Source organism: Halomonas sp. SL18_1, from assembly GCF_055755715.1.
Genome location: NZ_JBVTRK010000001.1, coordinates 3,923,123 through 3,941,497 on the forward strand (window position 1 = coordinate 3,923,123; position 18,375 = coordinate 3,941,497).

The following is an 18,375-nucleotide window of genomic DNA, read 5'->3' on the forward strand; positions in this document are numbered from 1 at the left end:
CCATCGGCTCATGGGCTCTGCCCGGCGAATCGGAGAGGAACCCTCGATTCGCCGGGACTATACCGTCACGACATCGAAGCTCACGTCCGGGTTCACATCGGCATTGTAATCGACGTCGTCGCGCTCGAACCCGAACAGCTTCAAGAACTCGTGCTTGTAACCAGCATAGTCGGTGATCTCGAAAAGGTTCTCGGTCGTCACCTTGGGCCACAGCGCCTTGCACGCCTGCTGGACGTCGTCGCGCAGCTCCCAGTCGTCCAAACGCAGCCGGCCCGCCTCGTCGATCTTGCAGTCGCTGCCGTAGAGGCAGTCGCCGAACAGCCGGTTGAGCTGGTCGATGGTGCCCTCGTGCAGGCCTTTCTCCTTCATCACCTTGTAGACCATGGCGATATAGAGCGGCATGACCGGAATGGCGGCGCTGGCCTGGGTCACCACCGACTTGAGCACCGCCACGTTGGCCCCGCCCCCGCTGGCCTTGAGTCGGGCATCGATCTCGCCGGCGGCGCGGTCAAGATCCTCCTTGGCCTTGCCCAGGGCGCCATGCCAGTAAATCGGCCAGGTAATCTCGGTGCCGATATAGCTGAAGGCGACGCTGCGGGCGCCGGGGGCCAGCACGCCGGCGCGGTCGAGGGCCTCGATCCACAGCTCCCAGTCTTCGCCGCCCATCACCGCCTTGGTGTCCTCGATCTCCTGCTCGGTGGCGGGCTCGACCTCGGCCTCGATGATGGTGTCCTTGTTGGTGTCGATGGCGGTGGCGCGATAGGTCTCGCCGATCGGCTTGAGGCTGGAGCGCTTGAGCTCGCCCGAGTCGGGCAGCTTGCGCACCGGCGAGGCCAGCGAATAGACCACCAGGTCGACCTGCCCCAGGTCCTGCTGGATCAGCTCGATGGCTTTCTCGCGCACCTCATGGGAGAAGGCGTCGCCGTTGATCGAGCGGCTGTAGAGCCCCTCGGACTTGGCGAAGCGGTCGAAGGCGGCGCTGTTGTACCAGCCGGCGGTGCCGGGTTTCTTCTCGCTGCCGGGCTTCTCGAAGAAGACCCCAGGGTGTCGGCGCCGTAGCCGAAGGCGGCGGTGATACGCGCCGCCAGGCCATAGCCGCTGGAGGCGCCGATGACCAGTACCTTCTTGGGGCCCTGCTGGGCGTTCAGGCCGCGGGCGCGAGTCGCCTCGATCTGCTCGAGCACGTTCTTCTCGCAGCCGACGGGATGGGTAGTGGTGCAAATGAAACCGCGAACCTTGGGTTTGATGATCACGACAGACCTCGTTGTTGATGGCGGGCGCCCCGCAGGCGCCGCCCGAGCGAGTAAAGTAGGCTATGGCGATATTCTAGCGGCCGCCACCCGTCCTGTCCGCCCCTGTCCTGCCCCGCTCTTGAGCCGCGCCGCCGAGTGGGCAGGATGCCTTCTCGGGTAACGCGCAGGCAGGAGACGACGATGGATGCGCAGACGCTGGTCGATGAGCGCGGCGAGCTGTGGCTGGCGCTGGCCCCGCTGTGGCTAGACCGCGAACCGAGCGAGCGCGATTTCGCGCGGATGGTGGAGGTGATCGAGCGCCACGACCTGACCCTGAACGAGCTGGAGTGGGTCTTTCGCATCGAGCTGGCGCCGGTGCTGGCGCGCAACCAGATGTCCATGGCAGGCGAATGGCGAGAGTTCGACGACTACAAGCTGATGCAGCGGCTGGTGGCCCACAACCTGCGGCTCAAGGGCTGGCGACGCATGAGCTGGTCGCTGTTCTCGGGGCTGACCACCATGATGACACGCCACCGCTGGAACGAGCTCATGCTGCGGGTGATGGTCGCCCGGGCGAAACGCCCCACTGAGTTCAATGTTCATCCAGAGCCCGCTCCAGGGCCAGCTCCAGGGCCTCACCGTTCTCCCCGGTGAGAAGCGCTGCAGCACGCGCCCGTCGCGCGCCACCAGAAACTTGGTGAAGTTCCACTTGATTACCGTGGTGCCCAGCACCCCCGGCGCTGCGCGCTTGAGCTCCACGAACAGCGGATGCGCGCCGCGCCCATTGACCTTGACCTTCTGCATCAGCGGGAAGGTCACGCCGTACTCCCGTGAGCAGTGGACGCAGAAATCCAGCGCCGACTCCGGTGCCTGGCGGGCGAACTGGTTGCAGGGAAAGCCGAGCACCGTGAAGCCCCGCTCGCGATGGCGACGATAGAGCCGCTCCAGGTCGCGCAGCTGGGAGGAGAAGCCGCAGCGGCTGGCCACATTGACGATCAACAGCACCTGCCCCTGCAGGGCTGCCAGATTGAACGGTTCGCCGCTGTAGGTGCGGCATTCATGGTCATGAATGGACATGGTTTGCCTGCCTTGGAGTCACCTATCACGATGCCACGTCGTCTGCGGCGGCGCCAGCCCGCCGCGGCCGCCGGCGGCGTCATGCCGGCGCGTTAAGCCAGCCTTCCCGCACCAGCGCCTCCACCGCCTGGCGGGTATCCGGGGTGACCTGGGCCATCGTCAGCGCCTCGCCCAGGGGGACCCAGAAGGCCTCGGCGACCTCGTCGGCCTGCAGGGTCAGGGGGCCATCGTAGTCGACGACGAAGGCGCTGCCGAAGATATGGTTGCCGCCCCGGGCATGCACGAACTGCAGCGCATAGCGCAGCGGCACTCCGCGGATCCCCAGCTCCTCGGCCAGCTCACGGCGAGCCGCCACGTGCACCGCCTCCCCGGCACCGACCACGCCACCGGCGGCGAGGTCGAGGGCGCCGGGAAACACCTCCTTGGTCAGGGTGCGGCGCTGCACGCAGAGCTCGCCGCGGGCATTGCACACCACCACATAGGTCGCGCGATGCCAGAACCGGAAGCGGCGCATCAGCGCCCGCGGAGCGCTGCCGCAGGGGCGGTTGCGGGCATCCACCAGCTGGATGGACTCGTCGGCAATGCGCGGCGCCGGCAGCGCCTGGTCGAGGGGGCGGGGACCGTCACGGCTCTCTCCACAGCAAGTCTGCCCCCAGCCTACCCAGCCCTCGCCACCGCGTCACGCGCATCGTCACGTTGACCGCCGCGGGCGCAGTGACCATGCTGCGAACAGGCCCCCGAGGAGCGCTGCCATGACCGACCGGGCACCCCGCACGCGGCTGGCAACCCACGAGGTGAACAACCAGCCCGCACCGCCGGGCGAACGCGACCGGCTTACCGGCGACATCCCGCTGCGCGAGGCGCTGGCGCGGGAGGCGCCTGCCTGGGTTGTCGAGCGCCTGGCCCCGCTGGGCCGCGAGGTCGGCAGCCCCCGGGTCGCCGCCCTGGGCGAAGCCGCCAACCACCATCCGCCGGAGCTGCGGCTGTTCGACCGCCACGGCCGGCGGCTGGACGAGGTGAGCTACCATCCGGCCTACCATTCGCTGATGGCGCTGGCGCTGGAAAACGGCTGGCATGCCGTGGCCTGGGAGGAGGAGGGACGCGGCGGCCACCAGGCCCATGTGGCGGCCCTCTACCTGCTGACCCAGGCCGAGCCGGGTGTCTGCTGCCCGGTCACCATGACCCATGCCGCCATGCCGGTGCTGCGCCGCGACCCGGAGGTCGAGGCGCGTTGGACGCCGGGCCTGCTGGCCCACGCCTATGACCCGCGCACCCTGCCGGCGTCGGAGAAGCACGGCCTGACCCTGGGCATGGCAATGACCGAGAAGCAGGGCGGCAGTGACGTGCGCCGCAACACCACCCGTGCCGAGCCGGCGGGCGAGGCGTGGCGACTCACCGGTCACAAGTGGTTCTGCAGCGCCCCCATGTCCGACGCCTTCCTGACCCTGGCCCAGACCGAAGGCGGGCTGGGCTGCTTCCTGGTGCCGCGCTTCACCCCGGACGGCGAGCGCAACGCCATCGAACTGCAGCGGCTCAAGGAGAAATGCGGCAACCGCGCCAACGCCTCTGCCGAGATCGAGTACCGCGGCGCCTGGGCGACGCTTATCGGCGAGCCCGACCGCGGCGTAGCCACCATCCTCGACATGGTCCAGCAGACCCGGCTGGACGCCGCCACGGCGCCGGTGGGCATGATGCGCCAGGCGCTGACCGAGGCCTGGCACCACGCCCGGGGGCGCCACGCCTTCGGCCGAGCGCTGGCCGAGCAGCCCTTGATGCGCGCGGTGATCGCCGACCTGGCGCTGGAGGTGGAGGCAGGCACCGCCCTGGTGCTGCGCGCCGCCCGGGCCTTCGACGGCGCCGCCCGGGGCGATGATCGGGAAGCGGCGCTGGCCCGGCTGCTGCCGGCGCTGGCCAAGTACTGGCACAACAAGCGCGGCCCGGGCTTCATGGCCGAGGCCATGGAGTGTCTCGGCGGCATCGGCTACGTGGAGGAGACACCGCTGGCGCGGCTCTACCGGGAGGCGCCGGTGAACTCGATCTGGGAGGGCTCGGGCAACGTGATCTGCCTCGACGTGCTGCGGGTCCTGGCGCGCCATCCGGCCTCGCTGCAGGCCCTGCACGACGAGCTCGCCGCCGCCCACGGCCAGCAGCCCGACTTCGACCTCGCCTTGGCCGGGCTCGAGCGCGAACTGGGGCGCTCCGCCGAGGCCCTGGAGCCCCGCGCCCGCTGGCTCACCCAGCGTCTGGCCCAGTGCCTGCAGGCCTCGCTGCTGCTGCGCCATGCCCCAGCGAGGTGGCCATGACCTTCTGTCGCACCCGGCTCGGCGTCGAGGCGGCCCCGGTCTACGGCGTGCTGCCAGGCGATGCGCCGCTAGCGGCGATCCTGGCGCGTATCGGCGACTGAGCCAGCGCCAGGCCGGGAATCGCCTCGGCGGGCACCGGCCGCGACAGGCCGAAGCCCTGCACATGGGTGCAGCCGAAGCGAGCCAGCAGGCCTAGGCACTCCAACTCCTCGACGCCTTCGGCGACCACCCGGATCCCCAGGCGACGCCCCAGCAGCGCCACCGCTTCGACGATGGCGGCGTCCTGGGTGTCGTCCTGCAGGTGGCGCACGAAGCTGCGGTCGATCTTGAGCTCGCTGATCGGCAGCATCTGCAGCCGGGAGAGAGACGAGAAGCCGACACCGAAGTCATCCACCGACACCTCCAGCCCGGCCAGATGCAGCCGGGCGGCAATCTCCGATCCCAACAGCTCATCGTCCATGGCCGCCGTCTCGGTGATTTCGAGCACCACCGGCGGTGACGCTCCCGGGATCCGCTGACGGGTCCGGGCCAGCAGGTCCGGCGCCATCAGGTCATCGGCGGTGACATTGACCGATACCGACAGCGCCAGGCTCAGGCGCTGCCAGCATTCGGCATCGACCAGCGCCTGGTGCAGCACGTGGCGGGTCAGGCGCCGGCTCTGGCCGGGCGTGAGCATGGGCAGGAAGCTGGCCGGCCCGATCAGGCCGATCTCCGGGTGGACCCAGCGGACCAGCGCTTCAACGCCGCTGAGCCGCCCGCTGACCAGCTCGAACTGGGGCTGATAGTGGAGAGTCAGCTCGCCCTGCTCGAGGGCCCGCTCCAGCTCCTCGGCGGAGAAGAAGGGGCGCTCTCGGGGACGATGGCCGGCTCCCGGCCGATGCGCAGCCCGCTCAGCCGCTGGCGCAGCTCGGCCAGACGCATGGGCTTGTCCAGCGAGCCCAGCATCTGCAACCCCAGGGTCTGCCCTACGCGCTCGGCGATGCGCGAGATCTTGCGCTCGACGCCACCGAGCAGCAGCACCCAGCCGGCATACTCCTGTTCAGCCAGCTTGCGCAGCAGAGCGATGCCGTCCGGGTCGCCGAACTCCAGCCCCATGATCACCAGCTCGGGCTGGCAGGCGGCCACCTCGTCGAGCAGCGACAGGGTTCGCCGACAGCAGCGGCTCTCCATGCCCAGCAGGTGAAGCTGCAGCGAGAGAATGGCAACCACGTCGGGGTCCTCATCGAGAACCAGCGCCAGGGTGCGCGGTGGATTTGGCTGATGGTGCATCGGCAGGGTGTCCGCTCAGGCAACAGCCTTGAGGCTAGCATCGCCGAGCCGCGAGCATCCCAGCGATGCGGCACTTGCTGTCAACGCAGCTGCCGGTCAGCCGATCGGGCCGAGCACCACCCGAAGGGCCAGGGCCAGCAGGATCACCCCGGTCAAGCGGTGAATCCAGTGGGCCCTGGCCTGCAGCCAGGGCAGCACGCGGGAGTGCGAGAGTGACACCGCCACCAGCACGTACCAGCCACCGTCGATGACCATGGCGGTGAGCACGATGATCGCCTTGGCGGCCAGGCTCATCTCCGGGGTGACGAACTGGCTGAGCAGGGCGATAAAGAAGAGGATCAGCTTGGGGTTGCCCAGCGCCACCAGCATGCCGTCGCGGGCCGCCTGGCCGCGAGTGGTGGCCAGGCCGCTGGCCTCCAGCGTGCCGCCCCGCCCGGCCCGCAGGGCCTGGATACCCAGCCAGGCCAGGTAGGCCGCCCCGGCCCAGGTAATCAGCTGGAACAGCAGCGGGAAGCGCACGATCAGCGCGCCCAGCCCCCAGACGGTAAGCAGGGCATAGAACCCCACCCCCAAGGCATGGGAGAGCGCCGCCATCACCCCCGGGGCGCGCCCACCGCCAAGGGTATGGCGCAGCACCAGCGCCAGGCTGGGCCCGGGCGACATGGCCCCCATGGCGCACACCGCTACCAGCGACATCCATAGCGTGAACGGCATCCTTGTCTCTCCTTTCAGGTGTCGAGCCTTCGGCCATCTTGACGGCTCAGCGGTGGAACTGCCCCTCGCGCTCCGGCTGCCAGAGGATGGCATCGATGCGCAGCGTTGCCTCGCCGCCGCCCGGCAGCGGCCAGTCGATGGTATCGCCGATGCGCAGCCCGATCAGGCTGGCGCCGATCGGCGCCATCACCGAGAGGCCATCCTCGGTGTCGGCCAGGGCATGCGGGTAGACCAGGGTGCGGATCATCTGCCGGCCGCGGGTCAGGTCGGTAAACTGCACCTGGCTATTCATACTGACCACGTCCTCGGGGATATCCTCCGGGTCGATGACCTCGCCCCGCTCAAGCTCGACTTCCAGCAGGTCGGCCACGAAGCGATCCTTATCGCTCGCCGCGTCGATCAGGCGCTGCAGCCGCTCGGCATCGAGGCGGTTGATGATGATGGGGGGACGGGACGACATAGCACCTCCTCAGCCAGTCAACGCTGCCTAGACGCAACGCCGACCGTGCAACAAAAACAGTCCTTCGCCCGCAAGCGGGAGAAGGACTGTGGCTTTGGCCATCATAAGCCCAAGCAGCGGCCCTGTCAGGCCCTATCGACGCTCCCTAACGAGGCGAGCGACGGGCGGTCACCAGCACCACCACGCCCAGCGCCGTCAGCGCTACCCCGACGAAGGCGACCGGGTTCCAGGCCTGCAGGCCGAACAGCGCCAGCGCCAGGCCCAGCCCGATCAGCACCGCGGCGAACCACTTCACCCCCATAGCGGACTCCTTGTTCCCGTGACTCATGGGTTATCCGACCCTTCCTGCTCGCTACCGAGCAGCGCCCAGCGAAGGGGCCGGCTGCGGGACGTGCACCGTGCAACTCACTCCCGCCATGCCTGCTGCTCTCAGCTAAGCACAGCCCGAGGCACTCTGGCCATGAGGCGAGCACTTCCCTTCTCTTGACACAGCTTAGCGGCGTTCCAGGCGACGGTGTCGTGGTCTGGCGCTCAGGGAGTGGCAACAGATTAAAGAACAGCGTTTACAAACACCGTTTTTCTACTAGCCTGTCTAATAGGGGACAAGGAACCAGGCGGCGGGCTCTCGACGCCGCAGGCCCGGGCAGGAAGCCCGCACCATGAGAAAACAGCGTGCACCTGGCACGGCGGCCAGCAAGGCTCATTCGAGGAGGGACAGCCGCCATGAACATCACCTTTGCCAAGCCACTGCAGCCCCACTGGCAGCATGTTCACGCCGACTGGTGGCAGGATGATCAGGGCAACGACATTCATCGCGTCGAGGTCGATGACGATGCTCTCTACCACTGCCACCTGGCCGGCTCACCGCTACCTTGGGACGGCGTAGCCACGAGCCTGGACGGGGCCATGGCCATCTGCCATCGCGAGCCGGCGGCTGCGCGGCGGCGAAAATGCCAGCCCGTAAGGGAGGATGGCAGCGACCAGACGGTGGCCGAGGGCTGACGCGGGGTGCGCAGAAACACCAGCAGCCGCTCGTATCCCAATTCCTATCCCAATACTCGAAATGCGCTAGGGCGATACGGGATGCCACACCCTGCCACGCTTGCCGACCACCTCACGAAGCATGATGCGTCAGGTCGTGGAAGTGGATACCGGTCGCCTTGATGACGGCGGTCATGGTGCGCAAGGTGGGATTGCCCTTGGGAGAGAGCGCCCGGTACAGGCTCTCCCGTGAGACCTTGGCACGCTCGGCCACAGCAGCCATGCCACCCTGGGCTTCCACCACATGGCGTAGGGCCATCAGAAAGGCAGACTCTCCGCCCTCCTCGTCCAGCTCATCGAAGGCGGCGCGCAGGTAGTCAACGGCCATCGCCGGGTCATCGCGCAGCATCTCAATCACAGCATCGTCGTGGCTTTTCATCTCCGGGATCTCCTTCGGTGGTCGGCCAGAAACGCCTTGGCCTTCTCGATGTCGGCCTGCTGGCGCTTCTTGGTGCCCCCGATCAACAACATCACCAGGCGCCTGCCCACCTTGGCGTAATACACCCGGTAGCCAGGGCCGTAGTCGATCCGCAGCTCCAGCACTCCATCACCCACGGACTTGGTGTCGCCAGCATTGCCAGCGGCCAAGCGGTTGAGGCGTGTCAGCACGCGCATGGCGGCCTGACGATCCTTGGCCTTGGTGGCATCCAGCCAGGTTTGGAAGGGGGCATGGCCATCAGCGGTGAGGTAGTGCGTCAGCTCCATCATCGAGAACATTGTAGCCTAAAAGCTACTAGGAAGAACGGGCACAGAGCCCAGTCATGATGGCAGGAAATGCGAGGTAAGGAAGGAGAAACAAGCTGCTGCTTGATGGTACCGGCGGTCGGACTCGAACCGACAAGGGCTTGCACCCGGCGGATTTTGAATCCGCTGCGTCTACCAATTCCGCCACGCCGGCAACGCGCGAAGCATTATACGTGGGCCCCGCAGGAGGTCGATCGCGGGCCTGACTTCGTCCGGGTGAAGCGGTATCCTTAGCGGCTTGCCCAGAGCCACCGGATTCCGATACTGCCCATGCAGCGCGCCGATTTTCACTATGAACTGCCCGAGGCGCTGATCGCCCGCTACCCTTCCGAACAGCGCAGCGACTGCCGCCTGCTGTGCGTGGAGGGCGCCAGCGGCGCGCTGGCGCATCGCCGCTTCCCCGACCTGCTGGAGCTGCTGGCCCCCGGCGACCTGCTGGTATTCAACGACACCCGGGTGATTCCCGCCCGCCTGCACGGCCACAAGGCCAGCGGCGGCAAGGTGGAGCTGCTTCTCGAGCGGCCGCTGGACGCCCATCGCGGCCTGGCGCATCTACGCTCGAGCAAGTCACCCAAGCCGGGCACCGAGCTGGTCTTCGAGGGCGGCATCCGTGCCGTGGTGGAGGGGCGTCGCGAGGCGCTGTTCGAGCTGCGTTTTCTCGGCGAAACGCCACTGATCGAGCTGCTGGAGCAGCACGGCCATATGCCGCTGCCGCCCTATATCGACCGCGAGGATGAGCTGGCCGACCGCGACCGCTATCAGACCGTCTACGCCCGCCGCGACGGCGCCGTGGCCGCCCCCACCGCCGGACTGCATTTCGATAAGCCGCTGCTGGCGGCGCTTGCCGAGAAAGGCGTGGCCAGCGCCTTCGTCACCCTGCACGTGGGCGCCGGTACCTTCCAGCCGGTGCGCGCCGAGGATATCCGCGAGCACCAGATGCACAGCGAATGGATCGAGGTCAGCGAGGCCGTCTGCGAGCAGGTGCGTGCGACACAGCGTCGCGGCAACCGCGTGGTGGCAGTGGGCACCACCAGCGTGCGCTGCCTGGAGAGCGCCTGCGCCAAGCGCACCAGCGGTGAGATTGCCCCCTACAGCGGCGAGACCGATATCTTCATCTACCCGGGCTACCAGTGGCGCTGCGTGGACGCCCTGATCACCAACTTCCACCTGCCGGAATCCACCCTGCTGATGCTGGTGGCCTCCTTCGCCGGGCATGAGACCACCATGGCGGCCTACCGCGAAGCCGTCGCCGAGCGCTATGCGTTTTTCAGCTACGGCGATGCGATGTACTTGACCCGCAAGACGCCCTGAACCTTTCGAGGGCCTTGCAGAAAGAAGAGAGTTCCATGCGTAACGAATGCTTCATGTCCTTCGAACAGCTGGCCAGCGACGGCCGGGCGCGCCGCGGCCGCCTGACCTTCCCCCGCGGCACGGTGGAGACCCCTGCCTTTATGCCGGTGGGCACCTACGGCACCGTCAAGGGCATGACCCCGCAGTCGGTGCAAGAGATCGGCGCCGAGATCATCCTCGGCAACACCTTTCACCTCTGGCTGCGCCCCGGCACCGAGGTGATCGAGGGCCATGGCGACCTCCACGACTTCGCCCAGTGGCAGCGGCCGATCCTCACGGACTCCGGCGGCTTCCAGGTCTTCTCCCTGGGCGAGATGCGCAAGATCACCGAGCAGGGCGTGCACTTTCGCTCGCCGGTGGACGGCGCCAAGGTGTTCATGGGCCCCGAGGAGTCCATGGCAGTGCAACGCTCGCTGGGCTCCGACGTGGTGATGATCTTCGACGAGTGCACCCCTACCCGGCCACCGAGCGGGAGGCCGCGCTCTCCATGGAGCGCTCCCTGCGCTGGGCCAAGCGCTCGCGAGACGCCCACGGCGACTCTCCCTCGGCGCTGTTCGGCATCATTCAGGGCGGCATGTATCCCGAGCTGCGCGAGCAGTCCCTCAAGGGGCTCATGGAGATCGGCTTCGACGGCCTGGCCATCGGCGGCCTCTCGGTAGGCGAGCCCAAGGAGGAGATGATCGGGGTGCTGAACTATCTCCCCCAGTGGATGCCTGAGAACTACCCCCGCTATCTGATGGGCGTGGGCAAACCCGAGGACTTGGTGGAGGGCGTACGCCGCGGGGTCGATATGTTCGACTGCGTGATGCCCACCCGCAACGCCAGGAACGGCCACCTGTTCACCGCCGAAGGCACCGTCAAGATCCGCAATGCCAAGTACCGTCACGACACTCGCCCCTTGGAAGAGGGCTGCAACTGCTACACCTGCCAGCACTTCTCCCGGGCCTACCTCCACCACCTGGACCGCTGCGGCGAAATGCTCGGCTCGATGCTCAACACCATCCATAACCTGCGCCACTATCAGCGGCTCATGGCCGGTTTGCGCGGTGCCATCGAAGCGGGTACATTGGCGAACTTCGTGGAAGGCTTCTATGCGCAGCGCGGGCTGCCAACACCTCCCGCACCGAATTGATCCGTGGCCGGTGACCCGGGCCGGGCGCCCGGCAGCCGCCAGCGGCGCCATTGCCTGACGACCTTTCGGACCACTCCGTTTCAGACAACCTAGGAGACGCACCTTCATGCTGGATTTCTTCATCTCACCGGCCTACGCCCAGGACGCCGGGGCCGGCAGCGGCATGGCCCAGATCATCATGCTGGTCGGCTTCGTGCTGATCTTCTACTTCCTGCTGTGGCGCCCCCAATCAAAGCGCGCCAAGCAGCATCGTGAGCTGATCGGCGGCCTCTCCAAGGGTGACGAGATCGTCATCGGCGGTGGCCTGGTGGGTCGCATCACCAAGGTCAGCGACGAGTTCATCAGCATGGAAATCTCCGACGGCACCGAGGTCAATGTACAGAAGAACGCCGTGGCCGCCGTGCTGCCCAAGGGCACCATCAAGTCCATCTGATGCTGTCGCCCCACGCCCTTGCCGGCTGGCCCCGCCCGGGCCGGATAGCGGCGAGGGACGTACAGCGGCCGCTGTCCCCGGTGCCTCTAGGCCACCGGGGGCAGCGGCCGAGCTGACGTTGCGCTAGGAGCCTGTCGGGTTTGACCGATCGTCGCGAGGAACACGGATTTCGAGACAAGTTTATCGATCTGATGAGGCGAATAGCGCGCTATTTAACGAATCAGATCGAATGAAATTGGCCGAAAGCCCGGGTTTCGCAGCAGATCAGCGTTAAGTCCGACAGGCTCCTAGCCCCTTTGCGGCAACCCGTTCTCAGCCATCTCGTTTCAGCAACCAAGGGCAGGGCTCGCATGCTCAACCGTTTCCCCCTCTGGAAGTACCTGCTGATAGTCATTGTGCTGCTGGTAGGCCTGGTCTACTCGCTGCCCAATCTCTACCCGGAAGATCCCTCCATCCAGATCAGCAGTGCCCGCGGCGACGCCACCGTCGAGGCGGGCCAACTCGAGCGCATCGAGCAGTCATTGCGCGATGCCGGCATCGATATCAAGCGCGTCGACATCGACGACACCCGGGTGCTGATCCGGCTCGACGACGCCGACGACCAGATTCGCTCCCGCGACCTGATCGCCGACATGCTCGGCAACGACTTCGTGGTGGCGCTCAATCTCGCCGACTCGACCCCGGCCTGGCTGCGGTCGCTCGCCGCCTCGCCCATGACCCTGGGTCTTGATCTGCGCGGCGGGGTGCACTTCCTGCTCGAAGTGGACATGGACGCCGCTCTGACCCAGCGCCTCGAGGTCAACGCCAGCGCCATGCGCGAGCAGCTGCGCAGCGAACGCATCCGCTATCGCGGCACCGAGATCGAGGAGCGCACCCTGACCTTCTCCTTCGCCAACGAAGAGGACCGCGACAACGCCCGCCGGCTGATCAGCCGCGAGTTCCGCGACTTCGACTACGCCAGCGAAGGCGACGGCCGCGGGTCACGCCTGGTGATGACCCTGACCGACACGGCGGTCAACGAGATTCAGGACTACGCGGTCAACCAGAACCTCACCACCCTGCGCAACCGGGTTGATGAGCTGGGCGTGGCCGAGCCCATGGTGCAGCGCCAGGGACCGGATCGCATCGTGGTGGAGCTGCCGGGGGTGCAAGACACCGTGGCCGCCAAGCGAGTGGTGGGCGCCACCGCTAACCTCGAGTTCCGCCTCGAGGCGCGCCCGGATACCCCGGACGCCGAGACCGAGACGTTCGCTTTCCGCAACGACCCCAATCGCACCGCCGACCTGATGCGCGACGTCATCATCACCGGCGACAGCGTCTCCAGCGCCAACCGCAGCTTCGACGAAAACGGCCGCCCCCAGGTCAACATCAACCTGGACGGCACCGGCGGCACCCTGATGAACCGCGCCACCCGCACCAATATCGGGCGCAACATGGCGGTGCTGTTCATCGAGCACAAGACCCGCGACCGGGTGGTCATCGAAGACGGCGAGGAAGTGGAAGTTCGCGAGCCCTACACCGAGCGCGGCCTGATCAGCCTGGCCACCATCCAGAGCGCGCTGGGCAACAGCTTCCGCATCACCGGGCTCGACTCGCCCACCGAGGCGGGGAACTCGCCCTGCTGCTGCGCTCCGGCTCGCTCGCCGCCCCCATCTACTTCGTCCAGGAGCGCACCATCGGCCCGAGCCTCGGCGCCGAGAACATCCAGCGGGGCGTGATGTCGGTGCAGATCGGGCTGCTGCTGGTGGTGGCCTTCATGCTGATTCGCTATAAGATGTTCGGCCTCTTCGCCAACGTCGCCCTGGCGCTCAACCTGACCCTGCTGATCGCGGCCATGTCGATGCTCGGCGCCACCCTCACCCTGCCCGGCATCGCCGGTATCGTGCTGACGCTCGGCATGGCGGTGGATGCCAACGTCCTGATCTTCGAGCGAATACGCGAGGAGCTGCGCGGCGGGCTATCGATCCAGCAGGCGATCCATGCCGGCTATGAGCGCGCCTTTACCTCGATCCTCGACGCCAACATCACCACGCTGCTGGTGGCGGTGATCCTGTTCTCGATCGGCACCGGGCCGGTCAAGGGCTTCGCCGTGACCCTGTCGCTGGGGATCCTCACCTCGCTGTTCACCGCCCTGCTGGTGACCCGCTCGATGGTGAACCTCACCTACGGCGGCAAGCCGGTCAAGAAGCTGTGGATCTAAGGCTCACCAACATGAGGTGGTTATGAAAGCCCTCGTCAATCGACAGTTCGACTTCATGGGCAAGCGGAAGGTCGCCTTCGCGATCTCGGCCGCTCTGATCCTGGTGTCGATCCTTTCGCTGCTCTTCCAGCAGCTCAACCTGGGTCTGGACTTCACCGGGGGAACCCTGGTGGAGGTCCGCTATGCGGTGGCGCCCTCCCTGGACGCCGTGCGCCAGACCCTGGAGGCCGCCGGGTTCCGCGACGTCTCGGTGCAGACCTTCGGCGCCTCTACCGAGGTGCTGATTCGCCTGCAACAGGCCTTCGACCCCGAGGTCGGCGACCGGGTGGTCAGCCTGCTGCGGGCCGACGGTGATACCGTGGAGCTGGTCCGCGCCGAATTCGTCGGCGCCCAGGTCGGCGAAGAGCTGCGCGACCGCAGCGGCATGGGCCTGCTGGTAGCGCTGGGCATCGTGATGCTCTACGTGGCCTTCCGCTTCCAGTACAAGTTCGCCATCGGCGCCCTGCTGGCCCTGATGCATGACGTGCTGATCGTGGTCGGCATCTTCTCGCTGTTCCAGCTCGACTTCGACCTCACCGTGCTGGCCGCGCTGCTGGCGGTAATCGGCTATTCGCTGAATGACACCATCGTCGTCTACGACCGCATCCGCGAGACGATCCGCAAGTCGCGCATCGACGACATGCCGGCGATCTTCAACGAAGCGATCAACCTCACCCTGTCCCGCACGCTGGCGACCTCTGGTACCACCCTGCTGGTACTGATGGCGCTGCTGCTGCTGGGCGGCGACATGATCCACTACTTCTCGATCGCCCTGATCCTCGGTGTGATCGTCGGCACCTTCTCCTCCATCTACGTGGCGGCCGCCCTGCTGCTCGCCGTGAAGCTGGAGCGTAAGGACCTGATCCCGCCCAAGAAGGAGGACGCCGAGGCGGAGGAGGAGCTGCCCTGACAGCTGTAAGCTGTAAGCTGTTGGTCAGCATCAATTTATGGGAAAACGAAAAACCCCACCGCTGTCAGGCGAGTGGGGTTTTCTTATAGCTTAAGGCATAAAGCTTATGGCTCAGAAATGCGGCTTGAGCTGCTGAACCAAGGCCTTGTAGAGGCGCGGGCCGGCAGCCATCAGCAGCCCTCCGGTCTCCATGGCGGGCTTGCCGTCCGGCGTGCCCATCAGCGCGCCGGCCTCCTTGAGCAGCAGACTGCCGACCAGGCGGTCCTGCTCCTCCAGCCCCAGCACGAAGGCGGCGTCGACGCGGCCGGCGGCCAGCTCGGCCATGTCCAGCAGGCCGCTGCCGCTGGCCAGCTGGGTCTCGAGCTGGGGACCGAGCTGCTGGATCAGGGTCAGGTAGGCGGGCAGGTGGCGCGAACGCCGCTCGCTCTCCGGCAGCCCCATGGCCAGCCGCGCCCCGGCGATGGCGGCAGTCTTGGGCACGCGGATGCGCTTGCCGTTGTGCTGGGCACCGCGGCCGCGGCTGGTCAGGTATTCGTCATCGCTGAAGGGGCAGATCACCACCGCATGCTCCGGGCGTCCCTTGACCAGGCAGACCAGCGACAGGGCGAAGCCCTTGCCGGCCACGCCCAGGCTGGAATAGCCGTGGAAGGGCTCGATCCGCCATTCGATATCCTCCCCTTCGCCTTCACCGGCGCGGTAGGGAGTAAAGCGTCCGGCAATGGCATGCTGGGGATAGCCACGGCTGAGCTGACGAACGATCAGCGTCTCGGCGTTGCGGGCGGCGTCCTCGAGCAGGCGCTCGAGGCTGTGTTCTTCATGGGCATTCTCGATACGTTCGCGAATGCGCAAAAACTGTTCGGCGGCGCTGCGCGTGGCGCGCAGCGCGAATTGGACCATCGGATGCATGATCGGGCCTTGGAGCGTCGGTGGTGTTAAAGAACGAAGCGGTTCGTCTGGAGGCGAACGGGTCGGCGCGAATCCTAGCAGAAGGACGCGACGAGCGCCATCGGCCTCGCCCCTCGCCCCTCGCCCCTCGCCCCTCGCCCCTCGCCCCTCGCCCCTCGCCCCAGCATGCTAGACTCCCCACTTACCGTTCCACCAGCCTTACGAGAAGCCCCATGCTCGAGCGCATCCGCATCGTTCTGATCGGCACCAGCCACCCCGGCAACGTCGGCGCCACCGCCCGTGCCATGCACAACATGGGGCTGGCCGACCTGGCTCTGGTGGCGCCGCGCTGCGAGCCACTGACCAGCGACAGCATCTCCCGCGCCTCGGGCGCCGATGCCCTGGTGCACCGTGCCCGCACCGTCGAGACCCTCGAGCAGGCGGTGAGCGACTGCACCCTGGTGGTGGGGGCCAGCGCCCGCTCGCGCACCCTGCCCTGGCCGATGATCTCCCCCGGGCCCTGGGCGAGCGGCTGCCGGCGGAGCTGGCCGGCGACGGCGCCCGCCTGGCCCTGGTCTTCGGCCGCGAGGACAGCGGGCTAACCAACGCCGAGCTGCAGCGCTGCCATGCCCATGTGCACATCCCCACCAACCCGGACTTCAGCTCACTGAACCTGGCCGCCGCCGTGCAGGTGCTCGCCTACGAGTGCCGCCTGGCCTGGCTGGCCAGCGGCGATGCGCCCGAAGCGGCGCCGGTACCCCATCAGCCGCTGGCCAGCCATGAGGAGCTGGAGCACTACTTTGACCACCTGGAGCGCACCCTGGTCACCATCGGCTTTCACGACCCGTCGCTGCCGCGACAGCTGATGGCCCGGCTGCGGCGCTTCACCCTGAGGGCGCGCCCCGAGCGCATGGAGCTCAATATCCTGCGCGGCATCCTCTCCGCTACCGAGAAGCAGGCTCGGACGGCCCAGGACGAGCGCGAGCCCAGGCCTTGAAGCCAATGCCTGCCGCCCCCAGATAGTGATCGATACCCGGTCGCCGCACACCCTGTCACACGCCCTGCCACCCAAGGACCGCCGCATGTTTCAACGACTGCGCGAGGACATCAACAGCGTCTTTTCCCGCGACCCCGCCGCCCGCAACTTCCTGGAGGTGCTGACCAACTACCCCGGTTTGCACGCCCTGCTGCTCCACCGCCTGGCGCACTGGCTGTGGGGCAAGAGACTCAAATGGCTGGCCCGCACGCTGTCGACCTTCTCCCGCTGGATGACCGGCATCGAGATTCACCCCGGTGCCAAGATCGGCCGGCGCTTCTTCATCGACCATGGCATGGGCGTGGTGATCGGCGAGACCGCCGAGGTGGGCGATGACGTCACCCTCTACCAGGGGGTGACCCTGGGCGGCACCAGCTGGCACAAGGGCAAGCGTCACCCGACCCTGGAGGACGGGGTGATCGTCGGCGCCGGCGCCAAGATCCTCGGCCCCTTCACCGTGGGCACCGGCGCCAAGGTCGGCTCCAACGCGGTGGTCACCAAGGCGGTGCCCCCGGCGCCACCGTGGTCGGCATCCCCGGCAAGATCGTCCAGCGCCCCGACCCCGACAGCGCCGAGGCGCTGGCCGTGGACCCCGAGCGCCGCGAGGCGATCCGCCAGAAGTTCGGCTTCGACGCCTACGGCGTCAGCGAGGACATGCCGGACCCGGTGGCGCGCTCCATCCAGGCGATGCTCGATCACATGCACGCCGTGGACGAGCGCATCGAGCGGATGTGCAGCACCCTGCGCAAGCTGGATGCCGGCTACCGCGATGGCCGCCTGCCGGAGCTGCGCGACGAGGACTTCGCCGAGATACTTGCCGACGTGGAGCGCTGCTGCGGGCCCACCGAAGCCGAGCCGTCGACACGCCGCAGCGACCGACAGTGCAAGCCGGAGGGCGATTCGGGCAATGGTTGACCACGGCGCTTGGGCTTTATCATAATGGGGTCTGAATCTTGCGGTTGGCAGCCCGGCCGCTTCGCTCCCCGAGCACCAGCCCGCCACCGGCGCCGAGGTACGCTCCCCATGCGTTTAACGAGCCCAGCATGCGTTTGACCACCAAGGGACGCTACGCCGTCACCGCCATGCTCGATCTGGCCCTCAACGCCGAGAAGGGGCCTACCAGCCTGGCCGACATCTCGCGCCGCCAGGAGATTTCGCTGCCCTACCTCGAGCAGCTGTTCGCGCGGCTACGCCGCGCCGAGCTGGTCAAGAGCGTACGCGGACCCGGCGGCGGCTACCTGCTGGCGATGCCGACCGAGGCGCTGTCCATCGCTCGGGTCATCGATGCGGTCGATGAGTCGGTGGACGCCACCCGCTGCCAGGGGCTGTCCGACTGCCAGCAGGGCGACACCTGCCTGACTCACCACTTGTGGTGCGACCTCTCCGAGCAGATCCGCGGCTTTCTCGACGGCATCACACTCGCCCAGCTGGTCGACAACGGCGAGGTGCGGCGCATCGCCGCCCGCCAGCGGCAGCGCAGCCGGGACAGCGACACCATTCTGACCTCGCCGCCCTGAACCCGGCGCCGTCGCGCCCCGCCAACCATGACA

The 18,375-nt window shown here is 67.3% G+C and carries 15 protein-coding genes, 1 tRNA gene and 7 pseudogenes; 11 read left to right on the top strand and 12 right to left on the bottom strand.

The features are described 5' to 3' along the window. Positions 1 to 57: 57 nt before the first annotated feature. A pseudogene (fabV, locus tag ACSJDS_RS19995) lies at positions 58 to 1,253 on the bottom strand (enoyl-ACP reductase FabV). Positions 1,254 to 1,433: 180 nt separating this feature from the next. On the opposite strand from fabV, the pseudogene ACSJDS_RS20000 reads away from it, so the two are divergent. Continuing rightward, positions 1,434 to 1,814: pseudogene (locus ACSJDS_RS20000) on the top strand (DUF7079 family protein); the annotation flags it as partial. 10 nt (positions 1,815 to 1,824) lie between these two features. Here ACSJDS_RS20000 and ACSJDS_RS20005 read toward each other — a convergent pair. Beyond that, positions 1,825 to 2,309: pseudogene (locus ACSJDS_RS20005) on the bottom strand (glutathione peroxidase). 79 nt (positions 2,310 to 2,388) lie between these two features. Next, the gene (locus tag ACSJDS_RS20010) at positions 2,389 to 2,868 is read right to left on the bottom strand and encodes an NUDIX hydrolase (protein ID WP_473034754.1); all 480 of its coding nucleotides are present in this window, start codon (positions 2,866 to 2,868) and stop codon (positions 2,389 to 2,391) included. Between the two features lie 193 nt (positions 2,869 to 3,061). Between ACSJDS_RS20010 and ACSJDS_RS20015 the strand changes: the two genes are divergently transcribed. After that, the gene (locus ACSJDS_RS20015) at positions 3,062 to 4,612 is read left to right on the top strand and encodes an acyl-CoA dehydrogenase family protein (RefSeq protein WP_473034755.1); all 1,551 of its coding nucleotides are present in this window, start codon (positions 3,062 to 3,064) and stop codon (positions 4,610 to 4,612) included. Positions 4,613 to 4,652: 40 nt separating this feature from the next. Here the strand turns inward: ACSJDS_RS20015 and ACSJDS_RS20020 are convergent, their stop codons facing one another. The 5 genes from ACSJDS_RS20020 to ACSJDS_RS20040 form a co-directional block, all read right to left on the bottom strand. Next, entirely contained in the window at positions 4,653 to 5,435 is a 783-nt protein-coding gene (locus tag ACSJDS_RS20020) for an EAL domain-containing protein (protein ID WP_473035089.1), read from the bottom strand. Continuing rightward, entirely contained in the window at positions 5,405 to 5,881 is a 477-nt protein-coding gene (locus ACSJDS_RS20025; RefSeq protein WP_473034756.1) for a response regulator, read from the bottom strand. Before ACSJDS_RS20025 ends, ACSJDS_RS20020 begins: the two co-directional genes overlap by 31 nt. A 96-nt stretch (positions 5,882 to 5,977) precedes the next feature. Next, positions 5,978 to 6,595 carry a LysE family translocator gene (locus ACSJDS_RS20030; protein ID WP_473034757.1) on the bottom strand — a complete coding sequence of 206 codons (618 nt, stop codon included), beginning with the start codon at positions 6,593 to 6,595 and terminating at the stop codon, positions 5,978 to 5,980. A 46-nt stretch (positions 6,596 to 6,641) separates the two neighbouring features. Then, on the bottom strand, positions 6,642 to 7,055 hold the full coding sequence (gene rnk, locus ACSJDS_RS20035; RefSeq protein WP_473034758.1) for a nucleoside diphosphate kinase regulator: 414 nt from the start codon (positions 7,053 to 7,055) through the stop codon (positions 6,642 to 6,644). 145 nt (positions 7,056 to 7,200) lie between these two features. Continuing rightward, positions 7,201 to 7,383: a hypothetical protein gene (locus ACSJDS_RS20040; RefSeq protein WP_473034759.1), complete on the bottom strand. Its 183-nt coding sequence runs from the start codon at positions 7,381 to 7,383 to the stop codon at positions 7,201 to 7,203. 395 nt (positions 7,384 to 7,778) lie between these two features. On the opposite strand from ACSJDS_RS20040, the gene ACSJDS_RS20045 reads away from it, so the two are divergent. Then, positions 7,779 to 8,057, top strand: a complete 279-nt coding sequence (locus ACSJDS_RS20045; protein ID WP_473034761.1) for a hypothetical protein — start codon at positions 7,779 to 7,781, stop codon at positions 8,055 to 8,057. Between the two features lie 112 nt (positions 8,058 to 8,169). On the opposite strand, the gene ACSJDS_RS20050 is transcribed toward ACSJDS_RS20045, so the two are convergent. The 3 genes from ACSJDS_RS20050 to ACSJDS_RS20060 form a co-directional block, all read right to left on the bottom strand. Further along, positions 8,170 to 8,475, bottom strand: coding sequence for an addiction module antidote protein (locus tag ACSJDS_RS20050; RefSeq protein WP_473034762.1), 306 nt, complete (start codon positions 8,473 to 8,475; stop codon positions 8,170 to 8,172). Further along, the gene (locus ACSJDS_RS20055) at positions 8,472 to 8,804 is read right to left on the bottom strand and encodes a type II toxin-antitoxin system RelE/ParE family toxin (protein WP_473034764.1); all 333 of its coding nucleotides are present in this window, start codon (positions 8,802 to 8,804) and stop codon (positions 8,472 to 8,474) included. The genes ACSJDS_RS20050 and ACSJDS_RS20055 overlap by 4 nt, the downstream gene beginning before the upstream one ends. 103 nt (positions 8,805 to 8,907) lie before the next feature. Further along, positions 8,908 to 8,994 (bottom strand) — tRNA-Leu (locus tag ACSJDS_RS20060). A gap of 116 nt (positions 8,995 to 9,110) precedes the next feature. Between ACSJDS_RS20060 and queA the strand changes: the two genes are divergently transcribed. The 5 genes and pseudogenes from queA (at position 9,111) to secF (ending at position 14,904) form a co-directional block, all read left to right on the top strand. After that, positions 9,111 to 10,151 (top strand): tRNA preQ1(34) S-adenosylmethionine ribosyltransferase-isomerase QueA, encoded by a 1,041-nt coding sequence (gene queA / locus ACSJDS_RS20065; protein ID WP_473034766.1) that lies wholly within the window; start codon positions 9,111 to 9,113, stop codon positions 10,149 to 10,151. Between the two features lie 53 nt (positions 10,152 to 10,204). Further along, a pseudogene (gene tgt / locus ACSJDS_RS20070) lies at positions 10,205 to 11,322 on the top strand (tRNA guanosine(34) transglycosylase Tgt). A gap of 106 nt (positions 11,323 to 11,428) precedes the next feature. Then, positions 11,429 to 11,755, top strand: coding sequence for a preprotein translocase subunit YajC (gene yajC / locus ACSJDS_RS20075; RefSeq protein ID WP_473034767.1), 327 nt, complete (start codon positions 11,429 to 11,431; stop codon positions 11,753 to 11,755). Positions 11,756 to 12,105: 350 nt separating this feature from the next. Continuing rightward, positions 12,106 to 13,955: pseudogene (gene secD, locus ACSJDS_RS20080) on the top strand (protein translocase subunit SecD). Positions 13,956 to 13,977: 22 nt separating this feature from the next. Then, positions 13,978 to 14,904 carry a protein translocase subunit SecF gene (gene secF / locus ACSJDS_RS20085; RefSeq protein ID WP_473034768.1) on the top strand — a complete coding sequence of 309 codons (927 nt, stop codon included), beginning with the start codon at positions 13,978 to 13,980 and terminating at the stop codon, positions 14,902 to 14,904. A gap of 111 nt (positions 14,905 to 15,015) precedes the next feature. Here secF and ACSJDS_RS20090 read toward each other — a convergent pair whose 3' ends face one another. Continuing rightward, entirely contained in the window at positions 15,016 to 15,810 is a 795-nt protein-coding gene (locus tag ACSJDS_RS20090; RefSeq protein ID WP_473034769.1) for an inositol monophosphatase family protein, read from the bottom strand. A gap of 212 nt (positions 15,811 to 16,022) precedes the next feature. Here ACSJDS_RS20090 and trmJ point away from each other — a divergent pair. From trmJ to iscR, 3 genes and pseudogenes are all read left to right on the top strand, one after another. Next, a pseudogene (gene trmJ / locus ACSJDS_RS20095) lies at positions 16,023 to 16,786 on the top strand (tRNA (cytosine(32)/uridine(32)-2'-O)-methyltransferase TrmJ). A gap of 85 nt (positions 16,787 to 16,871) precedes the next feature. Beyond that, a pseudogene (cysE, locus tag ACSJDS_RS20100) lies at positions 16,872 to 17,740 on the top strand (serine O-acetyltransferase). A 128-nt stretch (positions 17,741 to 17,868) separates the two neighbouring features. Beyond that, positions 17,869 to 18,342, top strand: a complete 474-nt coding sequence (gene iscR / locus ACSJDS_RS20105; protein ID WP_473034770.1) for a Fe-S cluster assembly transcriptional regulator IscR — start codon at positions 17,869 to 17,871, stop codon at positions 18,340 to 18,342. Positions 18,343 to 18,375: the final 33 nt, after the last annotated feature.

Excerpts from the sequence above, each read along its gene's own strand:
- secF (WP_473034768.1), top strand. The coding sequence starts at position 13,978 with ATGAAAGCCCTCGTCAATCGACAGTTCGACTTCATGGGCAAGCGGAAG.
- ACSJDS_RS20045 (WP_473034761.1), top strand. The coding sequence starts at position 7,779 with ATGAACATCACCTTTGCCAAGCCACTGCAGCCCCACTGGCAGCATGTT.
- ACSJDS_RS20025 (WP_473034756.1), bottom strand. The coding sequence starts at position 5,881 with ATGCACCATCAGCCAAATCCACCGCGCACCCTGGCGCTGGTTCTCGAT.
- ACSJDS_RS20055 (WP_473034764.1), bottom strand. The coding sequence starts at position 8,804 with ATGATGGAGCTGACGCACTACCTCACCGCTGATGGCCATGCCCCCTTC.
- ACSJDS_RS20040 (WP_473034759.1), bottom strand. The coding sequence starts at position 7,383 with ATGAGTCACGGGAACAAGGAGTCCGCTATGGGGGTGAAGTGGTTCGCC.
- yajC (WP_473034767.1), top strand. The coding sequence starts at position 11,429 with ATGCTGGATTTCTTCATCTCACCGGCCTACGCCCAGGACGCCGGGGCC.
- ACSJDS_RS20050 (WP_473034762.1), bottom strand. The coding sequence starts at position 8,475 with ATGAAAAGCCACGACGATGCTGTGATTGAGATGCTGCGCGATGACCCG.
- rnk (WP_473034758.1), bottom strand. The coding sequence starts at position 7,055 with ATGTCGTCCCGTCCCCCCATCATCATCAACCGCCTCGATGCCGAGCGG.
- ACSJDS_RS20015 (WP_473034755.1), top strand. The coding sequence starts at position 3,062 with ATGACCGACCGGGCACCCCGCACGCGGCTGGCAACCCACGAGGTGAAC.
- ACSJDS_RS20090 (WP_473034769.1), bottom strand. The coding sequence starts at position 15,810 with ATGCATCCGATGGTCCAATTCGCGCTGCGCGCCACGCGCAGCGCCGCC.
- queA (WP_473034766.1), top strand. The coding sequence starts at position 9,111 with ATGCAGCGCGCCGATTTTCACTATGAACTGCCCGAGGCGCTGATCGCC.
- ACSJDS_RS20030 (WP_473034757.1), bottom strand. The coding sequence starts at position 6,595 with ATGCCGTTCACGCTATGGATGTCGCTGGTAGCGGTGTGCGCCATGGGG.
- iscR (WP_473034770.1), top strand. The coding sequence starts at position 17,869 with ATGCGTTTGACCACCAAGGGACGCTACGCCGTCACCGCCATGCTCGAT.